Origin of the sequence: Streptomyces sp. NPDC048718 (genome assembly GCF_043198875.1) — a bacterium.
Taxonomy (GTDB): Bacteria; Actinomycetota; Actinomycetes; order Streptomycetales; family Streptomycetaceae; genus Streptomyces.
Genome location: NZ_JBICVG010000015.1, coordinates 38999 through 65456 on the forward strand (window position 1 = coordinate 38999; position 26458 = coordinate 65456).

Sequence of the window (26458 nt, forward strand, 5' to 3'; positions counted from 1 at the left end):
AGGCCGTGTGAAGACCGCACCGGGCCACGGCGGAGCCGCCGCCCCCCGCCGCCGCCGGGGGGGGCGGGGCGCCCCCCCACCCCCCCCCCCCCCGCGGGGCGGCGGGCGGGCCGCCGCCCCCCCCCCCCCCCCCCCCCCCCCCCCCCCTTTCGGGTTTCGCCCTGCCTGCGCCCCGACCCGTACGGCCAGGTGTACGGACCTTCGGGCAGGGGCCGCGGGGGCGCCGCGTACGACGCTCCCGCGCCGGCCCCGCGCGACTCAGGCTTCAGCGCGCAGCCTCGCCAGGAGCTGATAGACCGTCTCTGTGCCCTGCCGCAAGGCCTCGACGCCGATGTGCTCGTCCGTACCGTGCATCCGCTTGAGCATGTCCCGGCTCACGGTGAACGGGTACATGCCGTAGACCGGCACGTTCCGCTCGCGAAACGGCACCGCGCTGGTCACCGCCTCGAACTGGCAGGCGGTGGCCCGCACCCCGGGATGAGTCTGCCGCACGGCCTCCTGCCAGGCGCGGAAGACGTCCGTGTCATGGCTGGAGTCCAAAACCGCCAGATAGCCGCGCAGCCGGGCGACCGCCTGCTCCTCGCTCTCGCCAGGGTTGCCGACCACCGTCAGCGTGGCCCGGTTGCCGATCAGGGAGCGCAGTTCGGCGACGATCCGCCCGGGGTCATCGCCACCGGGCAGGAACGCCGCCCGGAACTCCGCCGTCGCCGTGCCGGGCACGATACTCGGGTAGTAGCCGGCCTTGGCCGAGGTGAATGCCAAGGTGGTGCGGAGCATCGCGTTGTGCAGCTCGGGCGTGTCGCTGAGCCGTACGACCGTATCGCCCGCCCGGTTCCGCCGCGCCTCGGTGCGGGCGTCGAGCATCTCCCGTATGGCGGCGGCCATCGCCGGGTCCGCGGTTGCCCGGGCGAGCTCGGCGAAGTACATCCGGGACAGCGCGTTCGGGCGGATACCGGCGCGCCAGCCGCCGAGCTGCTCCAGCACCTCGCCCAGCCGGATCACGGCCTGTCCGCCGAACGGCTTGGAGGTGTGGGTGGCGTACGAGGCCGCTTCCAGCCGCAACAGCAGGGAGCGCTTGTCGTTGCAGGTGAGCGCGGCGATCATGGGCGTTCTGCCGTCACGTTGGTTGAGCACCCAGCCGCCCTCGGTGAGGACCGCGCCGGCTTCCACCGTGTCCGGGTGTTCGGTGAGGAGCCAACGGACGCCGTACGGCCCCTGCTCCTCGTCGCAGTCGGACCAGAAGACGATGTCCCGGTCGAATCGTGTGCCCTGACGCACATGGCGCAACAGGGCGGCGACGAAGGCGGCGTTGACCCCCTTCATGTCGAGGGCGCCCCGGCCGTACAACCTGCCGTCCGCTATCTCCCCGGTGAAAGGCTCCCGCGTCCACGCGTCCCCCACCGCGGGGACCACGTCCGAGTGGCCGAGCAGGAGCAGGGGCTTCTTGCGCGTGGAGCCGCCGTGAGCGGGGACGCGGGCGAAGAAGTGGACGTTGCCCTCCTTGGGAGTGGGCACGATCTCCGTGGCGACCTCGGCCGCGCGGAAGATCCCCTCCAGCATCCGTGCGTACGGCAGCGTGATCGCGCCGTCCCCGGGGTTGCTCGTGTTCTGCCGGATCATCGCGATGGCGAGCTCTACCGGATCGGTGGGATCGCCGTCGAAGGCGCGGCCTCCGGCGCCGCCGCCCGCGGCCGAGGCCGCCGTCCGCTGTGCGGCGGCGGCCTTCGGCGCGGCGGCTGTCGCCGTCCCGAGTGCGAGCACGCTGCCCGAGACGACCGCCGCGCCGCTGCCGAGCACGGTCCGCCTGGACGGACCGGCAGCTCTGGAGAGGCCGTCCAGACAGGCGGACAGGACTGCCGCCGGATTCTCCTGGTGGGCGTAGTGGCCGCCCTCCACGGACAGCACCGTGCAGTCCGCGGTGGTCCACTCGCGCCATCGCCGGACGGCCGCCTCCGGCACATGCGGATCCTCGACGGCCCACACCGCGCGCAGCGAGACATGCGCGGCGGCGCTCGCGCGGCCGGCGTAATGGGCGGCCAGCGTCAGATCGGCCTGGATGGGCGGCAACAGCACCTCCTCGAACTCGGGATCGGCCAGTAGTTCGGGGTCCGTCAGTCCGGTCCCGGTCGCGAAGGCGCGGGCGTCTTCGAGCGTCACTTCGCCGCCCGAACCGGCGAAGTCACCTGGGGACTGCCCGGCCACCACGCACAGCCGAGCCACCGGCACCCCGGTCTCCAGCAGCCGGCGACAGACCTCGAACGCCAGCAGCGCACCGAGACTCACACCGATCAGCACCAGACGCCTGCCCGCTGCGAGCGCCCGCACCTCGGCGACCACCGCGTCCGCGTACACGGCCATGTCGACGACGGGCTCCTCGTCCACCCGGGTGCCCCTGCCGGGCGGCGTGACCAGCACCAGAGCCATGCCGTGGGGCAGCCGCCCGTGCCAGCCCGCGAAGGTCGAGCCGTGCGCGCCGGTGGGTGCGAAACAGACCGCGAGCGTGTCGGCCGGGCCGCCGTTCTTCTCCTCGTCGCGGATTCTCAGCCAGGAGCCGCTCATCCGCGCTCCTCCTGCCGGGCCTCGCGGCAGAGTGCGGCGATCGCGCCGACGTCGGGCGCGCCGAGGATGCGGCGCAGAGGAATGCGCCGGCCGGCGATCTTCGCCAGCCGGTTGGCGAGCCGGACGGCGAGCAGCGAGTGGCCTCCGGCGTCGAAGAAGTTCTGGTCCACGCCGGCGGGGGGAGCGCCCAGCAGTTCCTCCCAGAGGGCCGCGACGGCGGCCTCGGTGGCGTCGGAAGGCGTGAAACCTGCCGTCCGCTCCTGTCCGATGCCCGCCACGAGCGTGCGCAGCCCGGTGCGGTGCAGCTTGCCGTTGGGGCCCAGTGGAAGCTGCGGCACCTGCTGGATGCGTGTCGGCAGCATGTAGTCGGGCAGCCGGTCGCGCAGATATCCGCGCAGGGCCGCGGTGCTCACCTCCTCCTCAGCCGTGACGCAGGCGACGATCCGCGGCTCGTCCTCGTCGAGGTCCGCGTACGCCCCGGCGTCGGTGACGCCGGGCGCCTTGCGGAGGGTGGACTCGATCTCCTCCAGCTCCACACGGTAGCCACGCACCTTGATCTGGTTGTCGGCGCGGCCGGTGATCTCCAGCGCTCCGTCCGGGAGATGACGGCCCCGGTCGCCCGTCCGGTAGTGGCGCACCCCATGGTCGTCGACGGTGAAGCGGTCCTCGCCGTCGCCGCCGACATAGCCGAGGGCCAGCGGCGGCCCGCAGACCCACACCTCACCCGTCACACCGGGTGGCAGCCGGCGGCCGTGCCGGTCGCGGACCGAGATCGACGCTCCCGCCACCGCGCCGCCGACCGGCACGCGTTCGGCGTCCTCGGGCAGGGCGGCCGTGTCGTACGCGGCGACGTTGGAGGCGGTCTCGGTCATCCCGTACAGATTGAGGAGCGTGGCGCCCGGCCAGACCTCCCTGAAGCGGTGGACGGTCCGCACGGGCAGGCTGTCGGCGCCGCTGGTCACCAGCACTGGCCGGTGGGAACCGGAGAGCTTCGCGCTCTCCTCCAGGAGTCCGCCGATCAGCTGCGGGGTGAGGAAGAGATGGGTGATCCGCTCCTCGGCGACGACGGCGGCGAACAGCGCCGGGTCGAGGAGCTCTTCGGTGCTGAGCACGACCGACGGGACGCCCTGGAGCAGGCCGCCGAGCAGCTCCCAGGGCGAGGCGACGAGCGCCGGCGACTTCTGCACCGCCAGCACCGCGTTCTCGGGGAACGGATGGTCCTCCCACATCCACTCCAGCCGGCCGCGGACCGAACGGTGACTGATTCTTACGCCCTTGGGGTTCCCGGTGGTGCCGGAGGTGTAGACGATGTGGAACAGCGCGTCCTCGTCCGGTTCCTGTTCGGGCCCCGCGTGCACCGGGCCGTCCGCGACCGGGGCCAGCCGGACGCGGGGCGCGTCCAGCGTGGGGAACTGGTCGAGCCCTGGCTCGGCCAGCACTGCCTGCGGACCCGTCTCCTCCACCATGCGGCGCTGGCGTCGCACGGGGATCGCCGGATCCAGCCCGAGATAGGCCGCGCCGGTCTTCAGCACGGCGAGCACCCCGGCGACCGCGGCGGGACCGCGCTGGGCGGCAAGCGCGACCAACGAGCCGGGGCGCGTGCCCTTGGCGGCGAGCTGCGCGGCCAGCCGGCCGCTCCACTCGTCGAGTTCGCGGTAGGTGAGCGTGGTGCCGGTGTGGCGCAGGGCGACGGCCTCGGGGCGGGCCGCCACCTGCGCGGCGAAGCGTTCCAGCAGGGTCGGGGTGGTCATGATGCTCCGCCTCCGGGCAGCAGGTCGAGGGATCGGATGGCAGTGTGCGCGGCGCGCCGCGGGTCGGTGAGGGCCCTCAGCGCGATCATCGTGGACTCGAGGATGTCGCGTGCGACCGGTTCGTCGAGCAGCTCCTGCTGGTAGGCGTACTGGAGCAGGAGCCGGTCCGGGCCGTGCGGCTGCACGTAGAGCGCGCAGTCGTACTTCGTGTAGCCGGTGTCCAGTTCGACGAAGCGGAAGCCGACGCCGGCGGCGGTGGTCGCGCGCGCCGGGTACGGCAGCATGTTGAGCATCGTCTGGAAGACGGGGGTCGCCGCCGAGCTCCTGGAGGCGGCCGGCAGCCGGCGAAGCGTCCAGCCGAAGGGATGGTCCGCGGCGGCGTACGCGTCGTACACCGTGTCGCGCACCAGGGCGGTGAACTCGGCGAGCGTCGCGGCCGGGTCGATGCGCAGCCGCAGTGGCAGCATCGCGAGCATGAAGGCCGGCACATCGGCCGTCTCCGGCCGTTCCCGGCCCGCCATCGGCGCCCCGACGACGACCTCGTCGGCGTCGCCGTAATAGCCGAGCGTCAGCGCGTACGCGGCCAGCAGCGGGACGAACGGGGTCGCGGACGCGGACAGCGCGGCCTCCCGCAGCCGTCGGGACAGGGCCTCGTCCAGCACCGCTTCGGTGATCGCACCCCGGTAGGTGGGCGCGGCCGGGCGCTGCTTCTGCGCGACCTGGAGCACCGGCAGATCGCCCGCGAGCTGTCGCAGCCAGTACCGGCCCGCCTCGGCCGTCTCCTCGGCGGCCAACACCCGATCGAGGTGGTCCAGGTAGCGGTCGTAGCGGGTGGAGCGCTCGGGGTCGGGGGCGTCCGGACGCCGCTCGTACAGCTCGGCCAGCCGTTGGAAGAGGACGGTGGCGCCCCAGCCGTCGAGCAGTAGCTCATGCATGGTGACCAGCAAGCGGTGCTGCCCGTCCGGCAACTTGAACAGCCCGGCGCGCAGAGCCGGCGCGGCCGGCAGATCGAAGGGGCGGGCGGCTTCCTCGGCCGCCAGCCGTCGGTACGCGTCCGCCGTGACCTCCCGCGGCCGCTCCGGCAGCGGCACGTCCCAGTGCGGGAAGTGGTGCACCACTTCGTCCCCCCGCGCCTCGTCCGGCTCGGCGAACCGGGCGAGCAGCAGCGGATTCTCGGCCAGCAGCAGCCGCCAGGCGGCTGCCAGCCGGGGGACGTCCAGCGGACCGTCCAGCTCCAGGGAGCCCTGATAGCTGTAGTAGGGGCTGTGCGGATCCAGCCGCCAGTGGAAGTACACGCCTGCCTGCTGCGGAGTGAGCGGGCGGGTGCGCGGAGCGTCCCAGACATGATCGGTGCCGGCGCCGCTCCCGGTGGGCGGGATCCGGCTGCCGAGCGCGGCGAGCGCGGCAGGGCTGCCGTCACGCAGCACATCGCGCAGGCTCACCGCCGACCCCGTGTCCCGCAACCGTGCGACCAGCCGCATGGCCTGCAGCGAGTCACCGCCCAGCTCCAGGAACGAGTCGTCGCGGCCGACCTGCTCGCTGCCCAGCAGTTCGGCGACGAGCGCGGCGATCGCGGCCTCGGCTTCGGTCCGCGGCGGACTGAAGGGACGAGTGCCGGGGCGGCGTCGGCGCGGCGGTGCGGGCAGGGCCTTGTAGTCGGTCTTGCCGTTGCGGGTGAGCGGCAGCCGCGGAAGCACCACGAACGTGTGCGGCACCATCGGCGCGGGCAGCCGCTCGGCCAGATGGGCGCGCAGCGCCTCCTCCGTCACCTCCTCGTCGGGGGTCGTGACGTACGCGACCAGCCGCCGGCGGCCCGCCCCCGGAGCGTGGGCGCTCTCGCGGGCCACCAGCGCGCCCTCGTCGTCGTCGGCGCGTACGACGACCGCGCAGGCGGCGACCGCAGGGGCGGTGCCGAGCTCCGCCTCGATCTCGGCGAGTTCCATGCGGACGCCGCCGAGCTTCACCTGCCGGTCGACCCGGCCCAGATACTCCAGCCGGCCGTCCGGCAGCACCCGCACCGCGTCGCCGGTGCGGTACAGCCGCCCGCCGCCATCCGTGAACGGGTCGGCGAAGAAGGCGAGCGCGGTCCGTTCCGGGTCGCCCAGATAGCCGCGGCCCACGACGAGGCCGCCGACGAACAGCTCGCCGGTCTCCCCGTGGTCGCAGGCATGCCACCGTCCGTCCTCGGCGCGCAGGACGTACAGCGCGGCGTTGCCGATGGGCGTGCCGATCGGCAGATGACGTACGTCGGGGTCGGGCGCGCCGAGGACGGCGTGGGTGACGTCGTCCGAACACTCCGTGGGCCCGTAGGCGTTGAGCAGCGAGATGCCGGGAAGGGCCTCGTGCCACCGGCGGGCCAGCGCGGGCGGCAGTTCCTCGCCGGTGGCGATCATCCAGCGCAGCGCTCCGGGCCGGATCCCCGCGCTCTGCTGGGCGTCCAGCAGGAAGCGGATCAGCGTGGGCACGGTCTCCAGGACGGTGGTCCCGCTCCGGCGTACCGTCTCCAGCAGCAGCGCGCCGTCCTGGGCCTGGTCGTCGCTGAAGATCTGGACGCGGCCGCCGACCAGCAGCGGTGCGAGCATCTGCCAGATGGAGATGTCGAAGCTCAGCGGCGCGGTCTGCGCCAGCCGGTCGTCGGCGGTCATGCCGAGGTCGTCGACCTTGGCCCACAGGTGGTTGAGCATTCCCTGATGCTCGACGACCGCGGCCTTGGGGCGGCCGGTCGATCCCGAGGTGTACAGGACGTAGCGCACCTCGTCGGCGGCCGGCGGCGACGGCCGTGTGTGGTGGGCGTCCGCGGGCGCCGGGGAGGCGGTGCGCACGCCGGCCGCCTGAGCGCCCTTGACCAGTTCGCCGCGGTCGGCGGGGCCGCCGACGGTGAGCAGCAGCACCGCGCCGCTGTCCCTCAGCAGCGCGTCGACGCGGGCCGCGGGCCAGCTCGCGTCGACGGGCAGATAGACGGCGCCCAGCAGTTCCAGCGCGAGGAAGGCGCAGACGACGTCGGCGCCGCGACGGCCGCCGACCGCGACGATCTGCCCGCTCGTGACGTCCGCCGCGGCCAGCTGGGCGGCGATCCGCCGCATCCGGTCGGTCAACTCGCCGTAGCTGAGGCTTTGTTCGCCGTCCTCGATCGCCGTGCGGTCGGGCCGGTCGGCCGCGTGCCGTTCGACGTAGGCGTGGACGCCCTCGCCCAGCGCGTACGGCTCGCTGCGGGTCAGCGCGGCGGCGACGGCCCGCTCCCGGGCCCCTTCGGCCAGCGGCAGGGAAGGATAGCGCGTGGGCAGAGCGGTCACCGGGATCACTTCTTCTCCGCGACGACGAGCAGATACTCGACGGGGACTCCGGTACCGCGCTCGTCCGTGGTGTGGAAGTCCTCGGTCATCTCGACCATCTCGGCGCGCAGCTCCTTCCAGCGCGACGGCGGGGAGATCGTGTTCTTCGCGGCGATGCACGGACCGAAGCAGTTCTCGAAGAAGGCGACCAGGTTCTCGGCGGTCGCGAAGGGGTAGAACAGCTCCCTGCGTTCGGCGGTGACGGTGAAGGAGGGGCCGAACAGATCGGCGAGATAGTCGGCCGAGCCCCACAGCATCGGCTGCCCCTGATGGCCGTTGGGCGAGGGGAAGTAGGCCGACAGAATCTCCTGGAAGTGCGCCGTCCAGCTGCGCGCCGTCCAATTGCACATGCCGATCCGGCCGCCGGGGCGCAGCACCCGGGCCATCTCCCCGGAGGAGGCGGCATGGTCGGGCGCGAACTGCACTCCGTAGGTGGAGGTCACCAGGTCGAACGAGCCGTCGGCGAAGGGGAGCTCCTGGGCATCGCCGCGGTGCAGCTCCACCTCAACTCCCGCCTCGGCGAAGCGCTCGCGCGCGTCGGAGAAGAACTCGTCCGTCAGATCGAGCCCGGTCACCGTCGATCCGCGCCGCGCGGACAGCAGCGCCACGTTGCCGTTGCCGGTGGCGACGTCGAGATGGCGGAGGCCGGGCTCAGGGGCGAGCCGTCCGATCAGTTCGACCGCGCCGGGGCGCAGCAGATCGGCGACCTGCCGGTACTCCCCGTACGACCACATGGTGCGGTTGATTTCCTGGATGTTCAGGTCGATAGCCACGGTGCGTCCCCCTCAGAGCGTGAGCCGGGTGCCGAGACCGACTGCCTCGGCGCGGGTGTGTATGCGGTCGGCGACGGCGACGTCGAGGATCGACATGCCGAAGGGATTGCTGATGACGATCTCGTCCTGGTGGCGGCGGCCCGGGTGACGGCCGGCGAGCACGTCGCCGAGGACTGCGTCCACCCGGCGGGCGCCGGGCTGTGCGCTCACCCCGTCCCGAGGGGCGCCGTCGGGGCCGAGCAGAGTGCCCGCCCGGTGCATCCGGCCGAGCAGACGGCGCGGGTCGTCGCGGACCAGGCTCCAGTCATCGACGATCACCGTGTCGGCGGCGAGCACCGCCCCCTCGGTGAGGTCGTCCAGCGAGACGTGGCAGACCAGCGCGCCGGGCCGCAGCCAGTCGGGCTCGATGTACCCTTGCGTCACCGTGGTGACGGGCACGACGAGTTCGGCGTCCCGCACCGCCTCGCGGGCGCTCCCGGCCCGCACCGTCTCGATCTTCGCGCCGCCGGGCAGCGAGGCGACGTACGCGGCGAGGGCCTCGGCGCGGTCCGGCGTCACGTCGTAGAGCGCGAGGGCGCGCAGTGTCGGCACGGTGCGCAGCAACAGCGCGGCATGCGCCTGGGCGAGGGCCCCGCAGCCGACGAGTGCCAGCCGCTGCGGGGCTCGCACCGCCAGGTGGCGTACGGCCAGCGCGGTCACCGCCGCGGTGCGCATGGCGCTGATGTAGGCCGCCTCCATCAGGGCGACGGGCCGTGCCGTCTCCGGGTCGAGCAGCAGGGTGAAGCCCTGGGAGCGCGGAATGCCTCGTGCCGGATTGCCCAGTGAGGCGTTGATGGTCTTCATGCCGACGACGGGCGGGCTGCCGTCCTGGAGCAGCGCCCCGGGCATGGCCAGCAGCCGGGCCGAGTCGCCCTGCGGGGTCGTCCAGCCGAGGTAGGCCTCCTCGGGGAGGGCCGACTGCCCCGCGCTGTGCAGCATCAGCGCATCGGCCACCGTCCGCACGATGTCCACGCCGCGGGCGGCCTCGACGACGTCCGCGCGCGTCAGATGGAGGAAGGGGCTCTCTGGGTATCGCTCGAAGTCCATGGGAAGGGGGCCTCCTTGGCCGGGGTGTGGATGCTCGGACAGGGGACGGCCCGACAGGCCGGGGGTCAGTGGTTGGTACGCGCCTTTCGTTCGCTTGCGCGTTGCGTCGTTCCGGCTGTCCCGGAGCGGCGCTCCCCTCGCAGCGCCACGAGGGGAGCGAACGCGCCCAGCAGGAGCACACAAGCGAGCGCGATCCAGCCGGCCTTGCCGAGGGCCAGCACCACACCCGTCATCAGGACCGGGCCCGCGACCCGGTTGGCGACGGTGCGGCTGGTGTTGAACAGCACCAGGTAGGCGCTGCGCGCTTCCTCGGGAGCCAGATCGAAGGAGAGCGTCCAGGACGCGCCGACCTGCAGCAGCTCGGCGAAGGTCAGCAGGACGACCGCGCCGCCCAGCGTCAGCAGTGCGCCCCGCGTCCCGAAGCCCGGCGCGGCGGCGAACGCCAGCGCGCCACAGCTCAACAGCGCCGCCGCGGTCGCGTACGACAACCAGGCCCGGCGCGTGGTGTTGTAGCAGCGGTTGAGGGGGTACTGGAGGGCGATGCAGAGCACGGTGTTGACGGCGTACAGGATGCCGACGTAGCGCTCCGGCACCTCGGTGGCGGTCACCAGCCACAGCGGGAACGCCACGTTGAGCACCGGCATCCACAGCGACACCAGTGCGTTGTACGCGGTGAAGCCCAACAGTCGCCAGTCCTTGAGCAGTTCCCGTACGCCCGTCGTCCCGACGGTGCCGGCCGAGCCCTCGTCGCGCGGAATGGCGAACACCACGGCCACTGTCACGTAGGCGACCGCGCCGCCGATCAGCAACGGCCGGAACGCGCCGGGCGAGCCGGAACCCAGGGCGACTCCGGCGATCAGCCCTCCCAGGCTGATGCCCAGATTGACGACGGTGCGCTGGACGGCCATCACCTTCGCGCGCAGGCTCTCCGGCGCCCGCGCGCCGACATACGCCTGGACCAGTGGGGGCGAGGACTGCTCGGTGACGGCGATGAGGGCGACGACCAGCAGGAAGCTCCACCAGCCGTCCACCCACAGATAGCCGACGGTGGCCAGGGAGCGCAGCAGCATGACGCCGATCAGCACGGGCTTGGGGCCGAAGCGTCCGGCCAGCCGAGCGATGGGCAGGGCGGCGAAAATGGCGACCGCGCCGCCGATCGTCAGCCCGATGCCGACGGACGAGGTGCTGAGATGGGCGACCTTGACGAAGTAGATGGTCGACACGGCGAGGAACAGGCCGGTCCCGGTCCACTCGATCAGGGTCGCGCCCTGCACCAGCGGAAGGAACTGCCGGTAGCGGCCGCTCTCGCGCTGTTCGGGCGTGATGCTCGTACTCATGGGCGCTGGTGCTCCAGGTGGTGCGGTTCCCGCCGGGTGAAGAACAGGCCCTCGCGGCGCAGCTGTTCCGTCGTGGCGGCTATCTCTTCGGCGATGCCCTGTTCGCTCGCCCAGTCGTCGGAGTAGAGGGTGTCGCGGTACTTCTCGCCGCCGTCGGCGGCGACACAGACCGCGAGTCCCCGTGGTGCGGGGTCGTTCTCCAGATCGGTGACCACCGCGCGGATGGCGCAGCCGCTGGACCCGCCGAGCGCGAGCCCCAAGTCCTCGGCGATGATCCGGCAGATGGTGATCGCCTCGATGTCGTCGACCCGTATGAGGCGGTCGTAGCTGTCCGCGCCCTTCAGGAAGGCGGAAGGGCGGCTGGCCCCGATGCCCGGTATCAGCCGGCGTCCCGCGCTGCCGGCGACGGCCAGTGAACCACGTACGTCGACGGCGACCGGGGCGACGTCGGGGCGGTGTTCGCGCAGATGGGAGGCGATGCCGGAGAGGGTGCCGCCGGTGGAGACGGGGACGTAGACCGTGTCGAGCTGCGCACCTGCCTCTTCGGTGATCTCAGGGCCCGTGGTGGTGCGATGCATCTCGGGGGCGGCCCAGTTCTCATACTGGTTGGGCCAGCGGTAGCCGGGGTTCTGGGCCAGCAGCTCGCGCACGGTGCGCAGCCTGCTCAGCAGATAGCCTCCCTGGCCGTCCGGCTCGTCGACCACCAGGACGCGGGCGCCGTAGGCCTCGAGCATGTGGCGAGTGATGGGCGGGGTCTTGAGGTCGACCACCGCGAGGAAGGTGCAGTCGACGGCGCGCAGTAATCGGGCCAGTGCCAGGCCGAGATTCCCGGAGGTCGACTCGACCACCACGGTGCCCGGCGTCAGCGGTTGCTCGTCGTGCAGGGCCCGCAGGAGCCCGACGGCGCTGCGGTCCTTGACCGAACCGCTGGGACCGTGTCCTTCGAGCTTCAGCGCCAGCCACCGTGTACGTCCTCGGTGAGCAACGGTGAGGTGGAGCAACGGAGTCCTGTTGAGTGCCCGGTCCAGGAGCGGCCTGACATACGACATCGCTTCCCCCTGAGCTCGCCTCCGCTGTGATCGAACGCAAGAGGACCTTAGGCACCGGCCCCCGAAGTAACCAATGATGTGACTGTTGCATCCGACGTCATCTGGCCGGAACCCTGGGGGACGGTTCTCGGCCATTCGGTGTCCCCACCTCAGCGGCCTGTGCCGACGGTGCTCCGACAGGCGTGCCCGGTAGGGGGTGAAAGGCCCGAGAGACGCTCAGAATGGCCGACTCCGATCGCGCCTGCGGGCGGCTCTGGTCGCCCGCCCAAGCCGGACTGCGTCCGGGCCGCTCTCGCGCGGGGGTCGGCTCGCGCTGCGGTCGGGCGAGTTCCACGCTGTGGCGCCAGGCCCGGCTGGGATGGGTGCACGCTTGCCGGCCGGTGGGAGCACGCCTCGCAGCACAGGACCGCGACCGGACCGTGGCCGCCGGGGCTCAGCCCCTTCTCCCCTGACCGCCGCCGGATGACCAGGCCCTCGGGACAAGCGCGCCGGTCGATGTCCGGCGGCATCGCGTCGCGGCACCTTCGTGATCTCGCGGCGGCGCTTCTTTCAGCCGGTCGGACTGCCGGGGCCAGGCGCCGGCGAAGACGTGGCGGCCCGGTGCCGGTGTCCCTCCGGACGAGTCGCATCCGGCCCGTGTGACCTCGGCCCATGCGCCTCCGGCTCGTGCGTGACCTCGATCCGGTGGTGCTCCTCGGCCAGCGGGCGGCCCTCGCCGTCGACGACACGCCCGGTCACGTCGTACACCCCGCAGTGCGCACGGCCTTCCGGCAGCCGCTCCGGGGGCAGGCGCACCTCGTACGGGCCGCCGGTCCGGAACCCGCCGAGCGCGGTCCGTGAACTCCCGATCTGCTCGCCGTCCGATTCCCGCGTGTCCTCGAACACCATGGCGTCGATGTCCCTGCCGAGCCGGAACGTGAGCCCCAGACTGACCACCGAGCCCTCCGGGATCTCCAGGGGCCCCTTGGCCCCGGAGTCGCCCAGGGGTATGCCGAGGCGTCCCAGTTCCTCCACGTACAAGGAGACGTCCAGCAGCTCGAAGTCCTGCACGACGACTCATCGCCTTTCGGTGCGGTCGATGGCCCGTGGCCCGGCGGGGGCGCGGCCCAGGGACGGCCACGGTCGCGGGCCTACCTTGGCGCATACCCCGATGCGGGCGGATAACCGCCTTTTCTTCACATTACCGGCGTTGTGCCTGGGTGCTGGGTGCCAGCCGCCTCGTTACCGGCTTACCGCCGTCTCCCGCGCCACATGTGTCGGCTTCTGCGGGCTGCGCACCGAGTGGATGCCCGTGATCCGGTCCTCGCCCAGCCGTATTCGCCACCACCAGGCCGTTCTCCCCGTCACTGAGGGCGACGACGTCCGGCGCCGTCGGTGCCGGCCCGAGGGGAGTCGGCATGGGTGCGGGGCGGCGGCTGCTGAAGCTGAACTCGTGAATGTCGGTCGGGGCCGTTCGGGCCGGAGACTGTGGGCTGTAGGCCGCTCGAAATCATGAGTATGGCCGCAGCCGGCGGTGTGCGGAGGTCAGTGTCACCTCTATGTCGTCGCTCCATGAGCAGACTTCCAGCCACGACAGGTAGCCGCCCTGGGTGAAGACCAGGACTTCACCCGGGTACTCGCCGGTCTCGGTGACGAGCTGCGCCGCGGCGGCCACGACAGTGCTGGGTCCGTTGGGAGCGGGATCCACCGTGCCGGTGTCGAGCGTGAAGTAGGTGGTACCGCACCCGCATGTGCAGCGCCCTTGAACGCCGAGGTGCGGCACTTGCTCTCGGAGAGCGGCATGCACCGGGTCGTCGGTGTCCAGGATCGCCGCGAGCACGTCGGCTACCTCGGCAGGCAGGCTCTCGATCATCCCGGTACCGTATCCGACCAGCGGATTTCATGCCGACCGTTCCTGGCCCAGTGCCCGTTCGACGGGCAGGCTTCGGCATGCCCGGATCCGGCCCGCTGCCCCGCCCTGCCCGCCCCGCCCCGAACAGGGGCCGCCGCATCCGGACCCATCCGCCGCGAGCCGGCCCTTTCCGCGTCGGCGAGATCTCTACCTTCCGGGTGCCCCGGCGGCACCGGACCAGAAGCCCTGGATCTGCCGGCACCCCGGCATCGAGCTTGTCCGGGTTCAGTACCGCCTTGGCTCCGTCCTCGGCGAGCCATACGGAGGGGCGCCGTCCGCGAGCGGCCGATACGGGGTTGGACAGGCCTGGGCCGTTCCGGAGCCCTGCCGTTAGGCTCATGCGCACCATGAACAGCCCCCGCCGCCCCGCCGAGCCGCCCAAAGCCGACAAGGCGGGCGTACGCCGGCACAATCTGAGCCTGGTGCTGCGCACCGTCCACGACGCGGGCGAGACCACCCGCGCGGCGGTCGCCGCGCACGTCGGGCTGACCCGCCCGGCCGTCTCCTCGCTCGTCGAACAGCTCATGGAACTCGGGCTCCTGGTGGAGTCGGGCAAGACCTTCAGCGGCCACGCCGGCCGGCCCGGCACCGTACTCAAACCCGCCTCGACCGGCCCCGCCGGCCTCGGCGTGGAACTCAACGTCGACTACGTGAGCGTGTGCGTCGCCGATCTCACCGGCACCGACCGGGTGCGCCGCACGGTCCGTCTGGACAACCGCGCCCTCGCGCCCGTGGAGGTGCTGCGCAGGGCCGCAGCCGTCGCCGCCGAAGTCCTCGCCGAGGCCGCCGCCGAGGACCTGCGGCCCACGGGCGTACGGCTCGCGCTGCCCGGTCTGGTCGCCGGCGGCACCGTCCAGCAGGCCCCCAACCTCGGCTGGAACCGGGTCGACGCCGACACCCTCTTCACCCGCGCCCTCGCCGCCGCCCGACCCGCCGGAGCCCCCGCCCTGCCCGTCGCCTCCGACAACGAGGCCAACGTCGCGGCCCTCGCCGAGCTGTGGTTCGGCGGCCTCGGCGGCATCCGCACCTTCGTCCACGTCACCGGTGAGATCGGAGTCGGCGGCGCGATCGTCCTCGACGGCGAACTGCTGCGCGGCGCGCACGGCTTCGCGGGCGAGATCGGCCATCTGACCGTCGTGCCCGACGGCCCGCGCTGCCGCTGCGGTTCGAGCGGCTGTCTCGAACGGTACGCGGGCCAGGCGGCCCTGCTGCGGGCCGCCGGAGCGCCCGGCGTCGACGCTCTCGTACGACGTGCCGAGGACGGCGAAGAACGTACCCTCGCCGCGCTCCACCAAGCGGGCCGGATGCTCGGCGTCGCCGTCTCCGGCGCGGTCAACCTGCTCGACCCGCAAGCCGTCGTCCTCGGCGGCATCTTCCCGCGTCTCGCGGCCTGGCTCGTCCCCGCCGCCGAGGCCGAACTGGGGCTGCGCGTCGTCTCGGGCCTGTGGACCCCCGCCCGGGGCCGGCTGCGCGCGGCCTCCAGCACCGCCGACGCCGCCAGGGGCGCGGCGGCCCTGGTGCTGCACGACATCCTGGCCGACCCCTTGACGTACGGCGCCTGAGCCGCCCCCACCCCGGGTTCTCGACCCGGGTTCCCGACCTCGGGTCGTGGGCCCCGATCCCTGAACCCGGCCCCTGGCCCCGCGCCACCGCGCTCGCATGGTTCCCACGCCCACGCGGTCAGGGCCAGGGCCGGAGCCCCGGGGACGGCTCTCAGACGCGGACGCCGTGTCCCCGCAGATACGCCAGCGGGTCGACGTGCGAGCCGAAGTACGGCGTGGTCCGCACCTCGAAGTGCAGGTGCGGACCCGTCACCCGGCCCGTGGCGCCCGAGCGCCCGATGTGCTGGCCGCCCGACACGCTCCGGCCCGCCGGCACGTCGATACGGGAGAGATGGGCGTACTGGGTGTAGCGGCCGTCGGAGTGACGGATCACCACCTCGTAGCCGTAGCTGCGGTCGTAACCGGTGCGTACGACCCGGCCCGGACCGACGGCGCGGACCGTCGTACCCGTCGGCACCGCGAAGTCCTGGCCCGTGTGGTAGCCCAGCGACCAGGTACCCCGCTCGCCGTAGGTGCCGGTGAAGACGTATCCGGAGACCGGCCGCGTCCAGCCCCGGCCGGCCGCGGCGCCACCCCCGGAACCATGACCGGAACCGCTCCCCGAACCGTGACCGGTGCCAGAGCCAGAGCCGGAGCCGGAGCCGTGACCCGAGGCGGACGAACCGCCCGCCTTCAGGCCCGTCCGCTGCTCGTACTTCGCCTGGTGACCGGTCCAGTACCAGTGGCCGCCGCTCTTGAACCAGTAGACGCGGTCCTTCGCATCCCAGCCCTGGCGTCCTCGGAAGACCGGCTCGGCCTTGGCCCGGGACGGCCGGACGGTCAAGGACGCGGCGGTGTGCGCCGCGCCGCCCCCGTCGCGCGCGTACGTGTCGTGGTGCCGGGTCCAGCGCCACTCGCCCGCCGCGTTCTTGAACCAGTAGCGCGAACCGTCCCAGCCCGCGTGCGAGGGCGCCGGCTCGGCCGCCGCCGTACCCGTGCAGGTGCCTGCCAGCGCGACCGCGCCGAGTGCCGCCACGACGGCGCGGCGTATTCCGCGCAGGGCGCCGGCTCCGCTCCCGCGCGCGGCGCGGGTGGCGACGCGGAACGCCGTACAACCGGGGCAGTCGCAGCCGTCGGCCGGCTCCTCGGCGAAACCAGGCACGGGCAGACGCCCGACGATTCCGCCGAGCCCGCCGGCCGCCCTGGTGAGGGCCGGGGTACCGCCGGTCGCTCGGGCGCCGGGGGCGTTCTCGAAGCGGTCGCTCAAGGCGCGTCCACCGCGTGGGTGCGCGAGCGCGTCACCCTTCCGGCGCCTGTGTGCGTGTGTCTGCGCGGGTGCGTTCGGGTGCGCGTTCATGAGGTGTTCACTCCTGACCCTGGTCGGTCAATCCGCCACGACGGGTGTAGAAGGCCACGGTCAGATCCTTGACCAGGGCCTGGCGTTCGAAATCGTCGAGGTCCACGAGCCCGCGCGTGGTCAGCCGGGTCACCGTGTCGTCCACCGCGTCGATGACGCTGGTCAGGACCGTGTCCCGGTGCTTGGCGTCGATTGCCGCGATCTGCCGGCGCCGCATCGCCGCCGCCACCTCTGGCGCGTACTCGATCCGGGTCGGCTGCGCCGAGAACACGGCGACGCCGACCGGCCGGCACTCCGCGGCGAGCACCCGGGTCAGGCGGTCGCCGACCGCCTCGGCGTCGCGCAGCGACGGACCGTCGCCGCGGAACGCGTCCGCCGGCAGCTGGGACAGGACACGCGCGGTCGCCGCCTCCACCTGCTCGCGCAGATAGTCCTGGTGGTCGTCCACGGCCAACAGGGCCCGCGCCGTGTCCCGTACGGACCACACCACGAGCACCACGGCCCGCAGCGCCGTCCCCTCCGCGTCGACGGCGGCGATCGGCTCGCTGCGCCAGTGCCGCAGCCGTACGTCGATCCGGCGGCGCAGGACGAACGGGCTGATCCAGACGAGGCCGGTACGCCGCACGCTGCCGCGGTAGCGGCCGAACAGCGAGAGCACCCAGGCGGATCCGGTCCGGCCCCGGGTGAGTCCGCCGAAGGCGATCACGGCGACGACCGCGCAGCCGGCCAGCGCGCCCCACTCCCAGGGCCGCAGGCGCACCGCGCGCAGGGGCCCTGCGCCGTGGAGCAGCTCCGCGGCCGAACCGAGCGCGGCGGCCCCGAGGAGTACGGCGGTCCAGCCGGGCAGGGCGGGGCCGGGGCGTTCGACCAGGTCGGGCTCGTCCGGCGGGCGGCGCGACGTGGACGGGTCGGGCGTCCGTGCCGCGGGGCCGGCGGCCCTGGCCTCGGGTGCCGACTGCCGCGTCGGCGACTTCGGCTCCCCAGCCCCGGTCCTCGCCGTCGCCGTTGCCGGGGGCATCGCCGTTCCGGCCCGGGGCTCGGCGCCGGGCCCGGTCGCCGCGAACGGTGTACCGGCCGGACCGGTCCGTACCACCGGGCCGTCCCGCCCGGTCTGTTCAGCCTGATCGGCACGACCGGCTTGGCCGGCACGACCGGCCTGATCAGCGTGATCGACCTGATCGGCCCGCTCGACGCGACTGTCCTGATAGTCACGACCGACCCGATCGGTACGACCGGTCTGATCGACGCGCGCGGTGTGTCCCGGCGGCTCGGACGGTCCCGGTCGTCGACCGGTCCACGTCGGCGGGGAGACCGGCGATAATGCCGCGGTCGGCAGCGCGGGGCCGGCCCGGAACAGGTCGTCCATCGGTATGCCGTCGCTGTGCCACCGCACACGCGGCACGGGCCGCTTCTGTCGCTCGGTCATGGGGCCCTTCCGGCCGTCACTCGACCGAGGGGGCGAGATGACGACATGTCGGATGATCTTCGATATTCATCGTCACAGGGGTTATGCCCGGAATACTGTGACGAAAGTCCTGAATCGGACGGACTTTCGTCCCGCTCCGGAGGCCGTTGTCAGTGGTCGGCTCTACCTTTTCGACCATGACGACCAAGACCTATCTGGAGCTGTCGCAGGACGGCGGCGGCGCGCACAAGTTCTACGAAGTGACGGTCTCCGGCACGGTGGTGTCGGTCCGTTACGGACGCATCGGTGCCGCCGGGCAGACCCAGACCTCGACGTTCCCGACCGTCCAGAAGGCCGAGACGGCAGCGGCGAAGAAGATAAGCGAGAAGGTCCGCAAGGGGTACGCGCCGGCCGTCCCGGGCGGACGCGCCGCCCGCCCGGTCACCCGGCGCACCGTCACCTCCGCGCCCTCCACGGCCCGCGCGGTCGCCCCGGTCCTGTGGCGCTTCCGCACCGGTTCCGCCGCCTTCGGCATCCATGTCGACGACGAGCGCTGCTGGGTCGGCAACCAGGCGGGCGAGGTCTTCACCCTCGGCCACGACGGCCGGATCCACGCCCGGTTCAGTCTGCCCGACGGGGTGAAGTGCCTGGTCGCCGACGACTTCTGGATCTACGCGGGCTGCGACGACGGCCGGGTCTACGACCTGTCGTCCAAGCTGCCGTTCGCCGCGTACGAGATCTCCACCGACGTCGACATCTTCTGGCTCGACATCCACGAGGGCGTACTCGACGTCGCCGACCGCTCCGGCCGGCTCACCGTCATCGACCACGAGGACGAGCACCAGTGGTCCCGGTCCGGCCGGGGCGAGCACGCCTGGATGGTCCGCGCGGACGGACACGCCGTCTACTACGGCGACAGCGCCGGCGTCACCGCCTATGCCTCCGACGGTACGGGCGAGTTGTGGCACACCTCCACCCAGGGCAGCGTGCTGTTCGGCTGGCAGGAGGACACCGCCGTGTACGCGGGCACCGCCCGCCGCCAGGTGCACCGGCTCGCCAAGCGGACCGGCCGCACCGAGGCGGTGTACGACTGCGACAGCCCCGTCTACTCCTGCGCCACCTCGCCCGGCGGCCGGTTCGTCTTCGCCGGGGACAACGCCTCCTCCGTGTACTGCTTCGCCGAGGACGGCACCCGGCTGTGGAAGCTCGGCACCGGCGGCGGTTCGGCGCTGTCCATGCAGTACCACGACGAGCGGCTCTACCTGGTCACCACCGACGGCACCCTGGTGTGCGTCGACGCGAGTGAGGCGGCCATCGCCGCCGCCCAGCAGGGCACCGTCCCCGTCGCCCAGGACATCAAGCTCGCCGCCGCCCTGCCCACCTACGCCCCCGCCACCACCGTCGCCTCCGTCGACGTGGTCCACGCCGCGCCCACCGGCTCGATCGTGGTCGAATGCGTCCAGGAATCGGGCCGTACCCGCGTCCGGGTGCTGACCGACGGTTACGAACAGGGGTGGAACGTGCAGTTCCCGCGCGCCATCCGCGAACCCGGCGCCCGTTACGTCGTCGAGGCGCTGCACCCGGCCGCCGGCGGCTTCTACCGGGTCCGCGGCGACATCCGGCGGCTGCTGTGAGCGGCGCTTTCGACGCTGCCACCGGCGACGGCCCGCCGCTGCCCCGGGCCGAGATGGACCAGCGCTCCCGCGAGGTGCGGACCGCCTTCGAAGGGCTGCTCCAGATCCGTCGCCTGACCGGACGTCAGGGTGGTGATCCGGCCGCCCGCCCCGCCGACTGGGAGGTGCGGCAGCCGGTCCGGGCGGTGGCCCTGGTCCTGGAGGCGGCGAAACAGCCCCCGTCGGCGGTCGGTGCGGACGGCGTCCGCGTGGCCACCGGCTATCGCGTCACGGCGGGCGAACGCCCCGGCACCGCCGTCGTCGAGTGGCTCGGCCCGCCCGCCGCCGGCGCCGCCCACGCAGCGGAATCCGCTCTCACCGCCTGCGCCGCCGCCCTCGAACGCCTCGGCTGGGAGGCCCTCCTTTACCGAGGTCCGCGCCGGCACCGTCATCTGGAGGTCGAGGCACTGGCCACGCCCGAGCGCTGACCCCGGGTGCGGCGGTCCGGGAGTTCCCGGGGCCCGTGCCGACGGCCGACGACCGACGCCGGATGTACGGGGGCCTACGGGCTTACGGATGGCCGGACGCGCGGACGGCTCAGGCGATCGAGGCGGAGACGACCGCCGAGACCGCCAGGTTGACGGAGGCCGTCACCCACACCGCCGGGTGCGGCTCGGGGTCGACCAGCGTCGCGCCCAGCTTGCCCGGGGTGACCAGGTCGACCACGAAGAAGGCCACGGCCATCAGCACGAGGCCGAGCAGACCGAACGCGGCCGTGGAGGCGAGGCCCTTGGCGAAGTCGTCGTACGTCGTCCAGATCGCGGTGAAGACGATGCCGCCTATGCCGAGCAGCGCGGAGCTGAGCAGGATCGCGGCGTTGCGGTTGCGGTCCTCCCAGATCTGCCGGCCCAGCTTGCCGGGGGTGAGGAGATCGACGAGGAGGATGCCGAGGATGAGCAGGACGACGCCGAGGGCGCCGTAGGCCGCGGTCCGGCCAAGGCCGTTGACGATGTCGTTCATGGGGTGCCGGCTCCGGAAGGAAGAGGGATCGCGAGGGATCGTGACCAGGGACCGGCAGAATGTAACGCAGCGTCGGGCGGGCCCGGCAGCAGGCCCGTGGATCCCGGAGAGAATCCGGGGCCCGCCGTCACGTGGGGCGCGCGGCGACACGGTCGGGGCCAGGGCCAGGGTCGGGGCCGGGGGCCGGGGGCCGGGGGCTGGGAGCGGGGCCGGGGCCGGACGCGCGGGCGCCCCGGAGCCGAGGAGGCGGTGCGGCGCGACCTCTTCCGGGGCGGAGGCGGTGGGGGCGGTGCGGCGAGAAGGCTGCTCGCCCTCTCGCGTTCGGGGAGAAGGACGGACCGAGCCGCACGCGCGGTGTGCGGGGGCGAGACGCGGACGGGTGTCGGGGGTCAGACGCCGCGCGGGATCTGCTTGGCGCGCGAGCGGACCTGGAACGCCGTCACGATCTCGATCAGGCCGACCGCGATCAGCCAGGCACCGGCCAGTACGGCCAGGACCGCTGCCGACTCCAGCGGCGAGACGATGAGGACGACGCCGGCGAGCGCGCTGATGACGCCCAGGAAGATCTGCCACCCCCGGGCGGGCATCCGCGGGTCGGAGACGGCCGCCATCGTCTGCGTGATGCCGTGGAACAGCCAGCCGATCCCGATCCACAGGGCGAGCAGGAGGATCGACTGCAACGTGCCCTTGAAGCAGAACAGACCCAGCAGGATCGACAGGGCGCCGCTGATGAACGCCATCACCCGCAGGGACGTCCTGCCATGGGTCCCGAACGCGGCGATCAGATGCAGGACACCGCTCACCAGCAGGTACAGGCCGAACAGCACACCGGCCACGACCAGCGAGTGCCCCGGCCACACCAGGACGAGAACGCCGAGCACCAGCGCGGCGAGACCGGCGAACAGCATGGCCTGCCAGGCCCAGTCGGCCAGTCTGCCGAGCGGCCCCGGCGGCAGGCCGTCCCGTCCGCCGTTCCCCGGAGGCTCGTACGGCGGGTGTTCATACGTGTCTGTCATGGCGCTCGCTCCGCTCCTCATCCGCTGTGATCCCGCGGTGGTCCCGCCGCCATGCGGCCTGTCCGCGCGGTGCGGCCCGCCAGGAACGCCCGGACTACCCCGTTCACGCCGGTCCGTCCGGGCGGGCCGGAGAGGTCGCCCTTCGCGTTCTTACTCAAGCAACACCTGACGAATGTCGCAAAAGATGACCTATTCGGACGAGCGTCGCGAGGTGGTCGGCCGCCGCGACCCGCAGAGTGGAGACCGGGCCCGCCCCAGGGCCCGCCGTTGCCACCGACACCGCCCGCCCCACCCCCGTACCCCAGCTCACCGGGAGTCCCCATGACCACGCTCAACCGCCGCGACCTCGGACTGCTCGCGCTGCGCGTCGGCACCGGCGCCGTCCTCGCCGCGCACGGCGCCCAGAAGCTCTTCGGCTGGTTCGGCGGCGGTGGCATCGAGGGGACGACGAAGAGCATGGAAGCGATGGGCTTCTCGCCAGCCCGGGAGAGCGCGCTCGCCGCCGGGCTCGGGGAGGCCGGCGGCGGGGCCCTGCTCGCCCTCGGGCTCGCCACCCCGGCGGCCGGTGCCGCCGCCGCGGGAGCCATGGCCGGAGCGGTCGCGGTGCACGCCCCGGCGGGTTTCTTCGCGATGAAGGGCGGCTACGAGTACCCCGCGTTCCTCGGCTTCACCGCCGCGGCCATCGGGCTCGCCGGAGCCGGCCGGTACTCCCTGGACCACGCCACCGGACACGCCGTCGACCGGCCCTGGGTGGTCGCCACCGCGTTCCTCGGCGCGGCGCTCAGCGCCGCGTGCGTCGTCGGCCGCCGCTCCGCGGCCCTGGCGCGGGCCGCGTCCGAGGAGAACTCCGGGCCGGAGCCCGGTTCCGACGGATCGGGGGAGTGACGGCGTGAAGGCGATGGCCCTGCCCGGCTACGGCGGCCCCGACGCCCTCGTCCCCATGGAACTGGCCGAGCCGAAGGTCGGCCCCGGCGAGGTCCTGGTGCGGGTCGAGGCCGCCGGGGTGAACCCCGTCGACTGGAAGATGTCCGGCGGCGGGCTCGACCCCCTGATGGTGACCCACTTCCCGCTGATTCCCGGCTGGGACGTCGCCGGTGTCGTCGAACGCAACGGCCTCGACTCGCCCGAGTTCGCCCCGGGCGACGAGGTGTTCGCGTACATCCGCAAGGACAGCGCCGAGTGCGGCGGTTACGCGGAGCGGGTCGCCGTCCCGGTCCGGATGCTCGCCCGCAAACCGCGCACGCTCGGCTGGGCCGAGGCGGCGGGCCTGCCGCTCGCCGGACTCACCGCGCTCCAGTCCGCCGACCGGGTCCGCGCGGGCGCCGGCGACACCGTGCTGGTCCACGCCGCCGCCGGAGGAGTGGGCTCCCTCGCCACCCAGATCCTGGTCGCCCGCGGTGCCCGCGTCCTCGGCACCGCGAGCCCCGCCAACCACGACTTCCTGCGTGGCCTGGGCGCCGAACCCGTCGCGTACGGACCGGGACTGGCCGATCGCGTACGGGCACTCGCCCCGGACGGAGTGGACGCCGCGCTCGACTACGTCGGGGGCGAGTCCGTCGACGTCTCCCTGGAGGTGCTGCGTTCCCCGGAGCGCCTCGCCTCCATCGCCGACCCGCGGGCCGCGGAGGCGGGCGGCCACTATGTGTGGGTACGGCCCGACGGCGCCGCCCTGTCGGGTCTCGCCGAACTCGCCGACGCGGGACGGCTCACCGTCTTCGTCGACCGGGTGCTGCCGCTCGCCGAGGCCCCGGAGGCATGGCGGCTCGGCGCGCGGGGGCACACCCGGGGCAAACTGGTCCTGGCCGTCGGTGACTTGGCGCGCGCGGCGGAGGCCGGGTGACCCACGGCGCGGGCGGGAGCGGTCGTCACCGCGACCGGGATCACTCTCGCGCCCCGATCCTGAATACTGGGGCGGGAAGATCCGGAGCCGATCCGGTGCTGGCATACACGCGGGTACGCCACGAGGGAAGGGACTGCCGCCGGTCATGAAGATCGATCTCACGGACACCAGCTCCAGCAAGATCAACAAGGCGATCCTGGAGGCCCGCCGGGCGGTCGGCACCCCGGCCGTGGGCATGGTCCTGACGCTCGTCATCGTCACCGACGAGGAGAACGCCTACGACTCCGTCAGGGCCGCCAACGAGGCCTCCCGGGAACACCCCTCCCGCACCCTCGTCGTCATCAAGCGGCACGCCCGCTTCCCGCGCGAGCGGCACACCACCCGCCTCGACGCCGAAGTCAGGCTCGGCACGGACGCGGGCGCGGGCGAGACCGTCCTGCTCCGGCTGCACGGCGACATCGCGCTCCGCGCCGACTCCGTCGTCCTGCCACTGCTCCTGCCGGACGCGCCCATCGTCGTGTGGTGGCCGGTCGACGCCCCCGAGGTGCCGTCCCGCGACCCGCTCGGGGCCCTGGCCCAGCGCCGTATCACCGACGCGTACGCCGTCGAGAACCCGATCGCGGCGCTCGACGCCCGGGCCGCCGCCTACGCGCCCGGTGACACCGACCTCGCCTGGACCCGGCTCACGCCCTGGCGCTCCTTGCTCGCCGCCGCCCTCGACCAGGCCCGGGCGACGGTGACCTCGGCCGCCGTCGAGAGCGAAGCGGACAACCCGAGTGCCGAGCTGCTCGCCCGCTGGTTCGGCCGGCGGCTGAACGTGCCCGTCGAACGGGTCGTCACCGACGGTCCCGTCGTCACCGCCGTCCGCATGGGCACCCCCGACGGCGAGATCGTCATCGACCGCCCCGGGGGCCCGGTCGCCCATCTCTCCATCCCCGGCCAGCCCCACCGCGTGATGGCCCTCAAGGTCCGCACCACCGCCGAACTCATCGCCGAGGAGCTTCGCAGGCTCGACCCGGACGAGGCGTACGAGGCGGCGCTGCTGTACGGCCGGTAGGGACTGCCGCAGGGGCGGGCCGGTCGAGCCCTGCGCGAGCGGTGGAGTCAGTCGTATGACCGGCAGGGCCTGCCGTACGACTGACAGGGCTTGCCGTACAGCCGGTGGAGCACGCCCGTTCCCCTGCGGCGCGCCCCCTCGCCACCCAGGGGCCGCCGGCGCCCCCACGCCCGGCGCGCCGGGGCGGCCGAAAGTCGATGCTGTCGGGTCGGGGCGGTCGTAGTCTCGCCGCACGCGACGCTCCGGCGCGCGCAGCGACCGTTCGACGACCGTTCAACGGGGGAATCCACCATGTCCAGGATCATCGTCGCCGCGACACCGGTCTCCGGCCACCACGGCCCACTGCTCCGTATCGCGAGTCGTCTGTCCGGTGCCGGACACCAGGTGGTGTTCCTGGGCGGGGCACGCTTCGCGGACGAAGTGCGGGCCGCCGGGCCGGAGTTCCGTCCGCTGCCCGCCGAAGCGGACTACGACGACCGTGACTTCGCGGCCCGCTTCCCCGAGCGGGCCCGGATCCCGGCCGGTCCGGCACTTCAGGTGTGGGACGTCATGCACGTCTTCGGCGACCCCACCGCCGCCCAGTGCCGCGCCCTGAAGGACACGCTGGCCGACTTCCCGGCGACGGTCGTGATCCACGACAATCTCTTCCTCGGCGCCCTGGCCCTCGCCCTCGGCGAGGAAGCCGCCGTGCGGCCCGCCGTGTTCAGCGTCGGGATCACCCCGCTCATCGTGGAGAGCCGGGACACCGCGCCGCCCGGATCCGGTCTGCTGCCGCCCGCGGACGACGCCGAGCGCGAGCGGTACGCGGCCCTGGCCGCCCACGGGGAGGAGCAGCGCAAGCCCTTGGTCGACCATCTGCGCGAGTGCTTCGCCGCTGCCGGTGCCACTCTGCCCGAGGGGCCGCTCGGCCGGGTGTTCACCGAAGCCGCCGATGTGTTCGTGCAGCTCACCGTTCCCGGATTCGAATACCCGCGCGGCGACCAGCCGGCCAACATCCGCTTCGCCGGGATCATTCCGATCCCGGCGGGTGACGGACGGGAACATCCTTCCTGGTGGCCGGAGTTGCCGCGGGCCCGTGAGCAGGGGCGGCGGATCGTCGTCGCCACCCAGGGCACCCTCGCCAACGACGACCTGTCCAGGCTGGTCGTCCCCGCCCTGCGGGCCCTCGCCGACCGTGACGACGTCCTCGTCGTGGCCGCCACCGGCCGCCCGGACGCGGCGGCCCGGGTCGCCGCCGCGCTTCCCGAACTCCCCGGCAACGCCGTCGTCGCCGGGTTCGTGCCCTTCGCCGATCTTCTTCCGTACACCGACGTGCTGATCACCAACGGCGGTTACGGCGGCACCCAGGCGGCCCTCGCGCACGGCGTCCCGCTCGTCGTCGCCGGCGCCGGCGAGGACAAGCCGGAGGTCGCCGCCCGGGTCGAGTGGACCGGCACCGGGGTCAACCTCCGCACCGACACCCCCGGTGACGAGGAGTTGCGTGCGGCCGTGGCCACCGTCCTCGGCAACCCCGCCCACCGCGAGCGCGCCGCCCGGCTCGCCCGGCAGTACGCGGACCACGACGCGTTGGCGACCTTCGACACCCTGGTGCGGACCGCCTCCGCCGCCCGCCGACCGTGACACGGCCTCCCGGGTCGACACACCCAGGGCGCCCGGCTCCGCCGGCGCGCCCGGCGGGTGACGGAGGAGAGTCGGTCGGCCAAAACGAGGCGGTGGCCTGAATCCAGCCAGGCCGCCTCGCTCGTTGACTGAAAAGCGATGCTCCCTCAGGTGTGGCTTGCTCCGATCCCGCCACACCCGCGAGGATCGGCCGAACAGCACGCCACACTCG

General features: G+C 73.1%; 20 protein-coding genes. 7 read left to right on the forward strand and 13 right to left on the reverse strand.

The features are described 5' to 3' along the window. Positions 1–258: 258 nt before the first annotated feature. The 9 genes from ACGFRB_RS25745 to ACGFRB_RS25785 all read right to left on the reverse strand — a co-directional run bounded on the left by ACGFRB_RS25745 (position 259) and on the right by ACGFRB_RS25785 (position 13739). Positions 259–2559 (reverse strand): M20/M25/M40 family metallo-hydrolase, encoded by a 2301-nt coding sequence (locus ACGFRB_RS25745; RefSeq protein ID WP_393246346.1) that lies wholly within the window; start codon positions 2557–2559, stop codon positions 259–261. Next, positions 2556–4310: an amino acid adenylation domain-containing protein gene (locus ACGFRB_RS25750; RefSeq protein WP_393246348.1), complete on the reverse strand. Its 1755-nt coding sequence runs from the start codon at positions 4308–4310 to the stop codon at positions 2556–2558. The genes ACGFRB_RS25745 and ACGFRB_RS25750 overlap by 4 nt, the downstream gene beginning before the upstream one ends. Then, a complete protein-coding gene (locus ACGFRB_RS25755; RefSeq protein ID WP_393246350.1) occupies positions 4307–7603 on the reverse strand; it encodes an amino acid adenylation domain-containing protein in 3297 nt (1098 codons plus the stop codon). Before ACGFRB_RS25755 ends, ACGFRB_RS25750 begins: the two co-directional genes overlap by 4 nt. Before the next feature lie 5 nt (positions 7604–7608). Continuing rightward, positions 7609–8415, reverse strand: coding sequence for a class I SAM-dependent methyltransferase (locus tag ACGFRB_RS25760; protein WP_363010114.1), 807 nt, complete (start codon positions 8413–8415; stop codon positions 7609–7611). Positions 8416–8427: 12 nt separating this feature from the next. Next, positions 8428–9501 carry an ornithine cyclodeaminase family protein gene (locus ACGFRB_RS25765; protein ID WP_393246352.1) on the reverse strand — a complete coding sequence of 358 codons (1074 nt, stop codon included), beginning with the start codon at positions 9499–9501 and terminating at the stop codon, positions 8428–8430. Positions 9502–9566: 65 nt separating this feature from the next. After that, positions 9567–10838: an MFS transporter gene (locus ACGFRB_RS25770; protein ID WP_393246354.1), complete on the reverse strand. Its 1272-nt coding sequence runs from the start codon at positions 10836–10838 to the stop codon at positions 9567–9569. Beyond that, positions 10835–11887 carry a pyridoxal-phosphate dependent enzyme gene (locus tag ACGFRB_RS25775; protein WP_393246356.1) on the reverse strand — a complete coding sequence of 351 codons (1053 nt, stop codon included), beginning with the start codon at positions 11885–11887 and terminating at the stop codon, positions 10835–10837. Before ACGFRB_RS25775 ends, ACGFRB_RS25770 begins: the two co-directional genes overlap by 4 nt. Positions 11888–12436: 549 nt before the next feature. After that, positions 12437–12937 carry a hypothetical protein gene (locus ACGFRB_RS25780; RefSeq protein ID WP_393246358.1) on the reverse strand — a complete coding sequence of 167 codons (501 nt, stop codon included), beginning with the start codon at positions 12935–12937 and terminating at the stop codon, positions 12437–12439. Between the two features lie 439 nt (positions 12938–13376). Then, positions 13377–13739 (reverse strand): hypothetical protein, encoded by a 363-nt coding sequence (locus ACGFRB_RS25785; RefSeq protein WP_363010124.1) that lies wholly within the window; start codon positions 13737–13739, stop codon positions 13377–13379. 386 nt (positions 13740–14125) lie between these two features. On the opposite strand from ACGFRB_RS25785, the gene ACGFRB_RS25790 reads away from it, so the two are divergent. Further along, positions 14126–15340: an ROK family protein gene (locus ACGFRB_RS25790; protein WP_393246360.1), complete on the forward strand. Its 1215-nt coding sequence runs from the start codon at positions 14126–14128 to the stop codon at positions 15338–15340. 151 nt (positions 15341–15491) lie between these two features. Here ACGFRB_RS25790 and ACGFRB_RS25795 read toward each other — a convergent pair whose 3' ends face one another. Further along, complete coding sequence (locus ACGFRB_RS25795) at positions 15492–16586, reverse strand: M23 family metallopeptidase (protein WP_393246362.1); 1095 nt, start codon at positions 16584–16586, stop codon at positions 15492–15494. A gap of 97 nt (positions 16587–16683) precedes the next feature. Beyond that, positions 16684–17694, reverse strand: a complete 1011-nt coding sequence (locus tag ACGFRB_RS25800; RefSeq protein WP_393246364.1) for an SPFH domain-containing protein — start codon at positions 17692–17694, stop codon at positions 16684–16686. A gap of 584 nt (positions 17695–18278) precedes the next feature. Between ACGFRB_RS25800 and ACGFRB_RS25805 the strand changes: the two genes are divergently transcribed. Further along, positions 18279–19715, forward strand: coding sequence for a WGR domain-containing protein (locus tag ACGFRB_RS25805; RefSeq protein WP_393246366.1), 1437 nt, complete (start codon positions 18279–18281; stop codon positions 19713–19715). Between the two features lie 53 nt (positions 19716–19768). Next, complete coding sequence (locus tag ACGFRB_RS25810) at positions 19769–20182, forward strand: hypothetical protein (protein WP_393246563.1); 414 nt, start codon at positions 19769–19771, stop codon at positions 20180–20182. 109 nt (positions 20183–20291) lie between these two features. Here ACGFRB_RS25810 and ACGFRB_RS25815 read toward each other — a convergent pair whose 3' ends face one another. Together ACGFRB_RS25815 and ACGFRB_RS25820 are read right to left on the reverse strand one after the other, a co-directional pair. Beyond that, the gene (locus tag ACGFRB_RS25815; RefSeq protein WP_393246368.1) at positions 20292–20714 is read right to left on the reverse strand and encodes a DUF350 domain-containing protein; all 423 of its coding nucleotides are present in this window, start codon (positions 20712–20714) and stop codon (positions 20292–20294) included. A 389-nt stretch (positions 20715–21103) separates the two neighbouring features. Further along, the gene (locus tag ACGFRB_RS25820) at positions 21104–21730 is read right to left on the reverse strand and encodes an HdeD family acid-resistance protein (RefSeq protein WP_393246370.1); all 627 of its coding nucleotides are present in this window, start codon (positions 21728–21730) and stop codon (positions 21104–21106) included. Positions 21731–22051: 321 nt separating this feature from the next. Between ACGFRB_RS25820 and ACGFRB_RS25825 the strand changes: the two genes are divergently transcribed. The 4 genes from ACGFRB_RS25825 (at position 22052) to ACGFRB_RS25840 (ending at position 26247) form a co-directional block, all read left to right on the forward strand. After that, positions 22052–22615 (forward strand): DoxX family membrane protein, encoded by a 564-nt coding sequence (locus ACGFRB_RS25825; protein ID WP_363010140.1) that lies wholly within the window; start codon positions 22052–22054, stop codon positions 22613–22615. Positions 22616–22619: 4 nt separating this feature from the next. Further along, entirely contained in the window at positions 22620–23570 is a 951-nt protein-coding gene (locus ACGFRB_RS25830; RefSeq protein WP_393246372.1) for an NADP-dependent oxidoreductase, read from the forward strand. A 145-nt stretch (positions 23571–23715) separates the two neighbouring features. Next, on the forward strand, positions 23716–24627 hold the full coding sequence (gene opcA / locus ACGFRB_RS25835) for a glucose-6-phosphate dehydrogenase assembly protein OpcA (RefSeq protein WP_393246374.1): 912 nt from the start codon (positions 23716–23718) through the stop codon (positions 24625–24627). A 291-nt stretch (positions 24628–24918) separates the two neighbouring features. Next, positions 24919–26247, forward strand: a complete 1329-nt coding sequence (locus ACGFRB_RS25840) for a glycosyltransferase (RefSeq protein WP_393246376.1) — start codon at positions 24919–24921, stop codon at positions 26245–26247. The last annotated feature ends 211 nt before the right edge of the window (positions 26248–26458 follow it).

Bases quoted from the DNA above. Each gene is read 5' to 3' on its own strand.
- ACGFRB_RS25815 (WP_393246368.1), bottom strand. From the start codon at position 20,714: ATGAACGACATCGTCAACGGCCTTGGCCGGACCGCGGCCTACGGCGCC.
- ACGFRB_RS25810 (WP_393246563.1), top strand. From the start codon at position 19,769: ATGGACCAGCGCTCCCGCGAGGTGCGGACCGCCTTCGAAGGGCTGCTC.
- ACGFRB_RS25820 (WP_393246370.1), bottom strand. From the start codon at position 21,730: ATGACAGACACGTATGAACACCCGCCGTACGAGCCTCCGGGGAACGGC.
- ACGFRB_RS25840 (WP_393246376.1), top strand. From the start codon at position 24,919: ATGTCCAGGATCATCGTCGCCGCGACACCGGTCTCCGGCCACCACGGC.
- ACGFRB_RS25745 (WP_393246346.1), bottom strand. From the start codon at position 2,559: ATGAGCGGCTCCTGGCTGAGAATCCGCGACGAGGAGAAGAACGGCGGC.
- ACGFRB_RS25790 (WP_393246360.1), top strand. From the start codon at position 14,126: ATGAACAGCCCCCGCCGCCCCGCCGAGCCGCCCAAAGCCGACAAGGCG.
- ACGFRB_RS25825 (WP_363010140.1), top strand. From the start codon at position 22,052: ATGACCACGCTCAACCGCCGCGACCTCGGACTGCTCGCGCTGCGCGTC.
- ACGFRB_RS25750 (WP_393246348.1), bottom strand. From the start codon at position 4,310: ATGACCACCCCGACCCTGCTGGAACGCTTCGCCGCGCAGGTGGCGGCC.
- ACGFRB_RS25775 (WP_393246356.1), bottom strand. From the start codon at position 11,887: ATGTCGTATGTCAGGCCGCTCCTGGACCGGGCACTCAACAGGACTCCG.
- opcA (WP_393246374.1), top strand. From the start codon at position 23,716: ATGAAGATCGATCTCACGGACACCAGCTCCAGCAAGATCAACAAGGCG.
- ACGFRB_RS25805 (WP_393246366.1), top strand. From the start codon at position 18,279: ATGACGACCAAGACCTATCTGGAGCTGTCGCAGGACGGCGGCGGCGCG.
- ACGFRB_RS25765 (WP_393246352.1), bottom strand. From the start codon at position 9,501: ATGGACTTCGAGCGATACCCAGAGAGCCCCTTCCTCCATCTGACGCGC.
- ACGFRB_RS25800 (WP_393246364.1), bottom strand. From the start codon at position 17,694: ATGCCCCCGGCAACGGCGACGGCGAGGACCGGGGCTGGGGAGCCGAAG.
- ACGFRB_RS25770 (WP_393246354.1), bottom strand. From the start codon at position 10,838: ATGAGTACGAGCATCACGCCCGAACAGCGCGAGAGCGGCCGCTACCGG.
- ACGFRB_RS25785 (WP_363010124.1), bottom strand. From the start codon at position 13,739: ATGATCGAGAGCCTGCCTGCCGAGGTAGCCGACGTGCTCGCGGCGATC.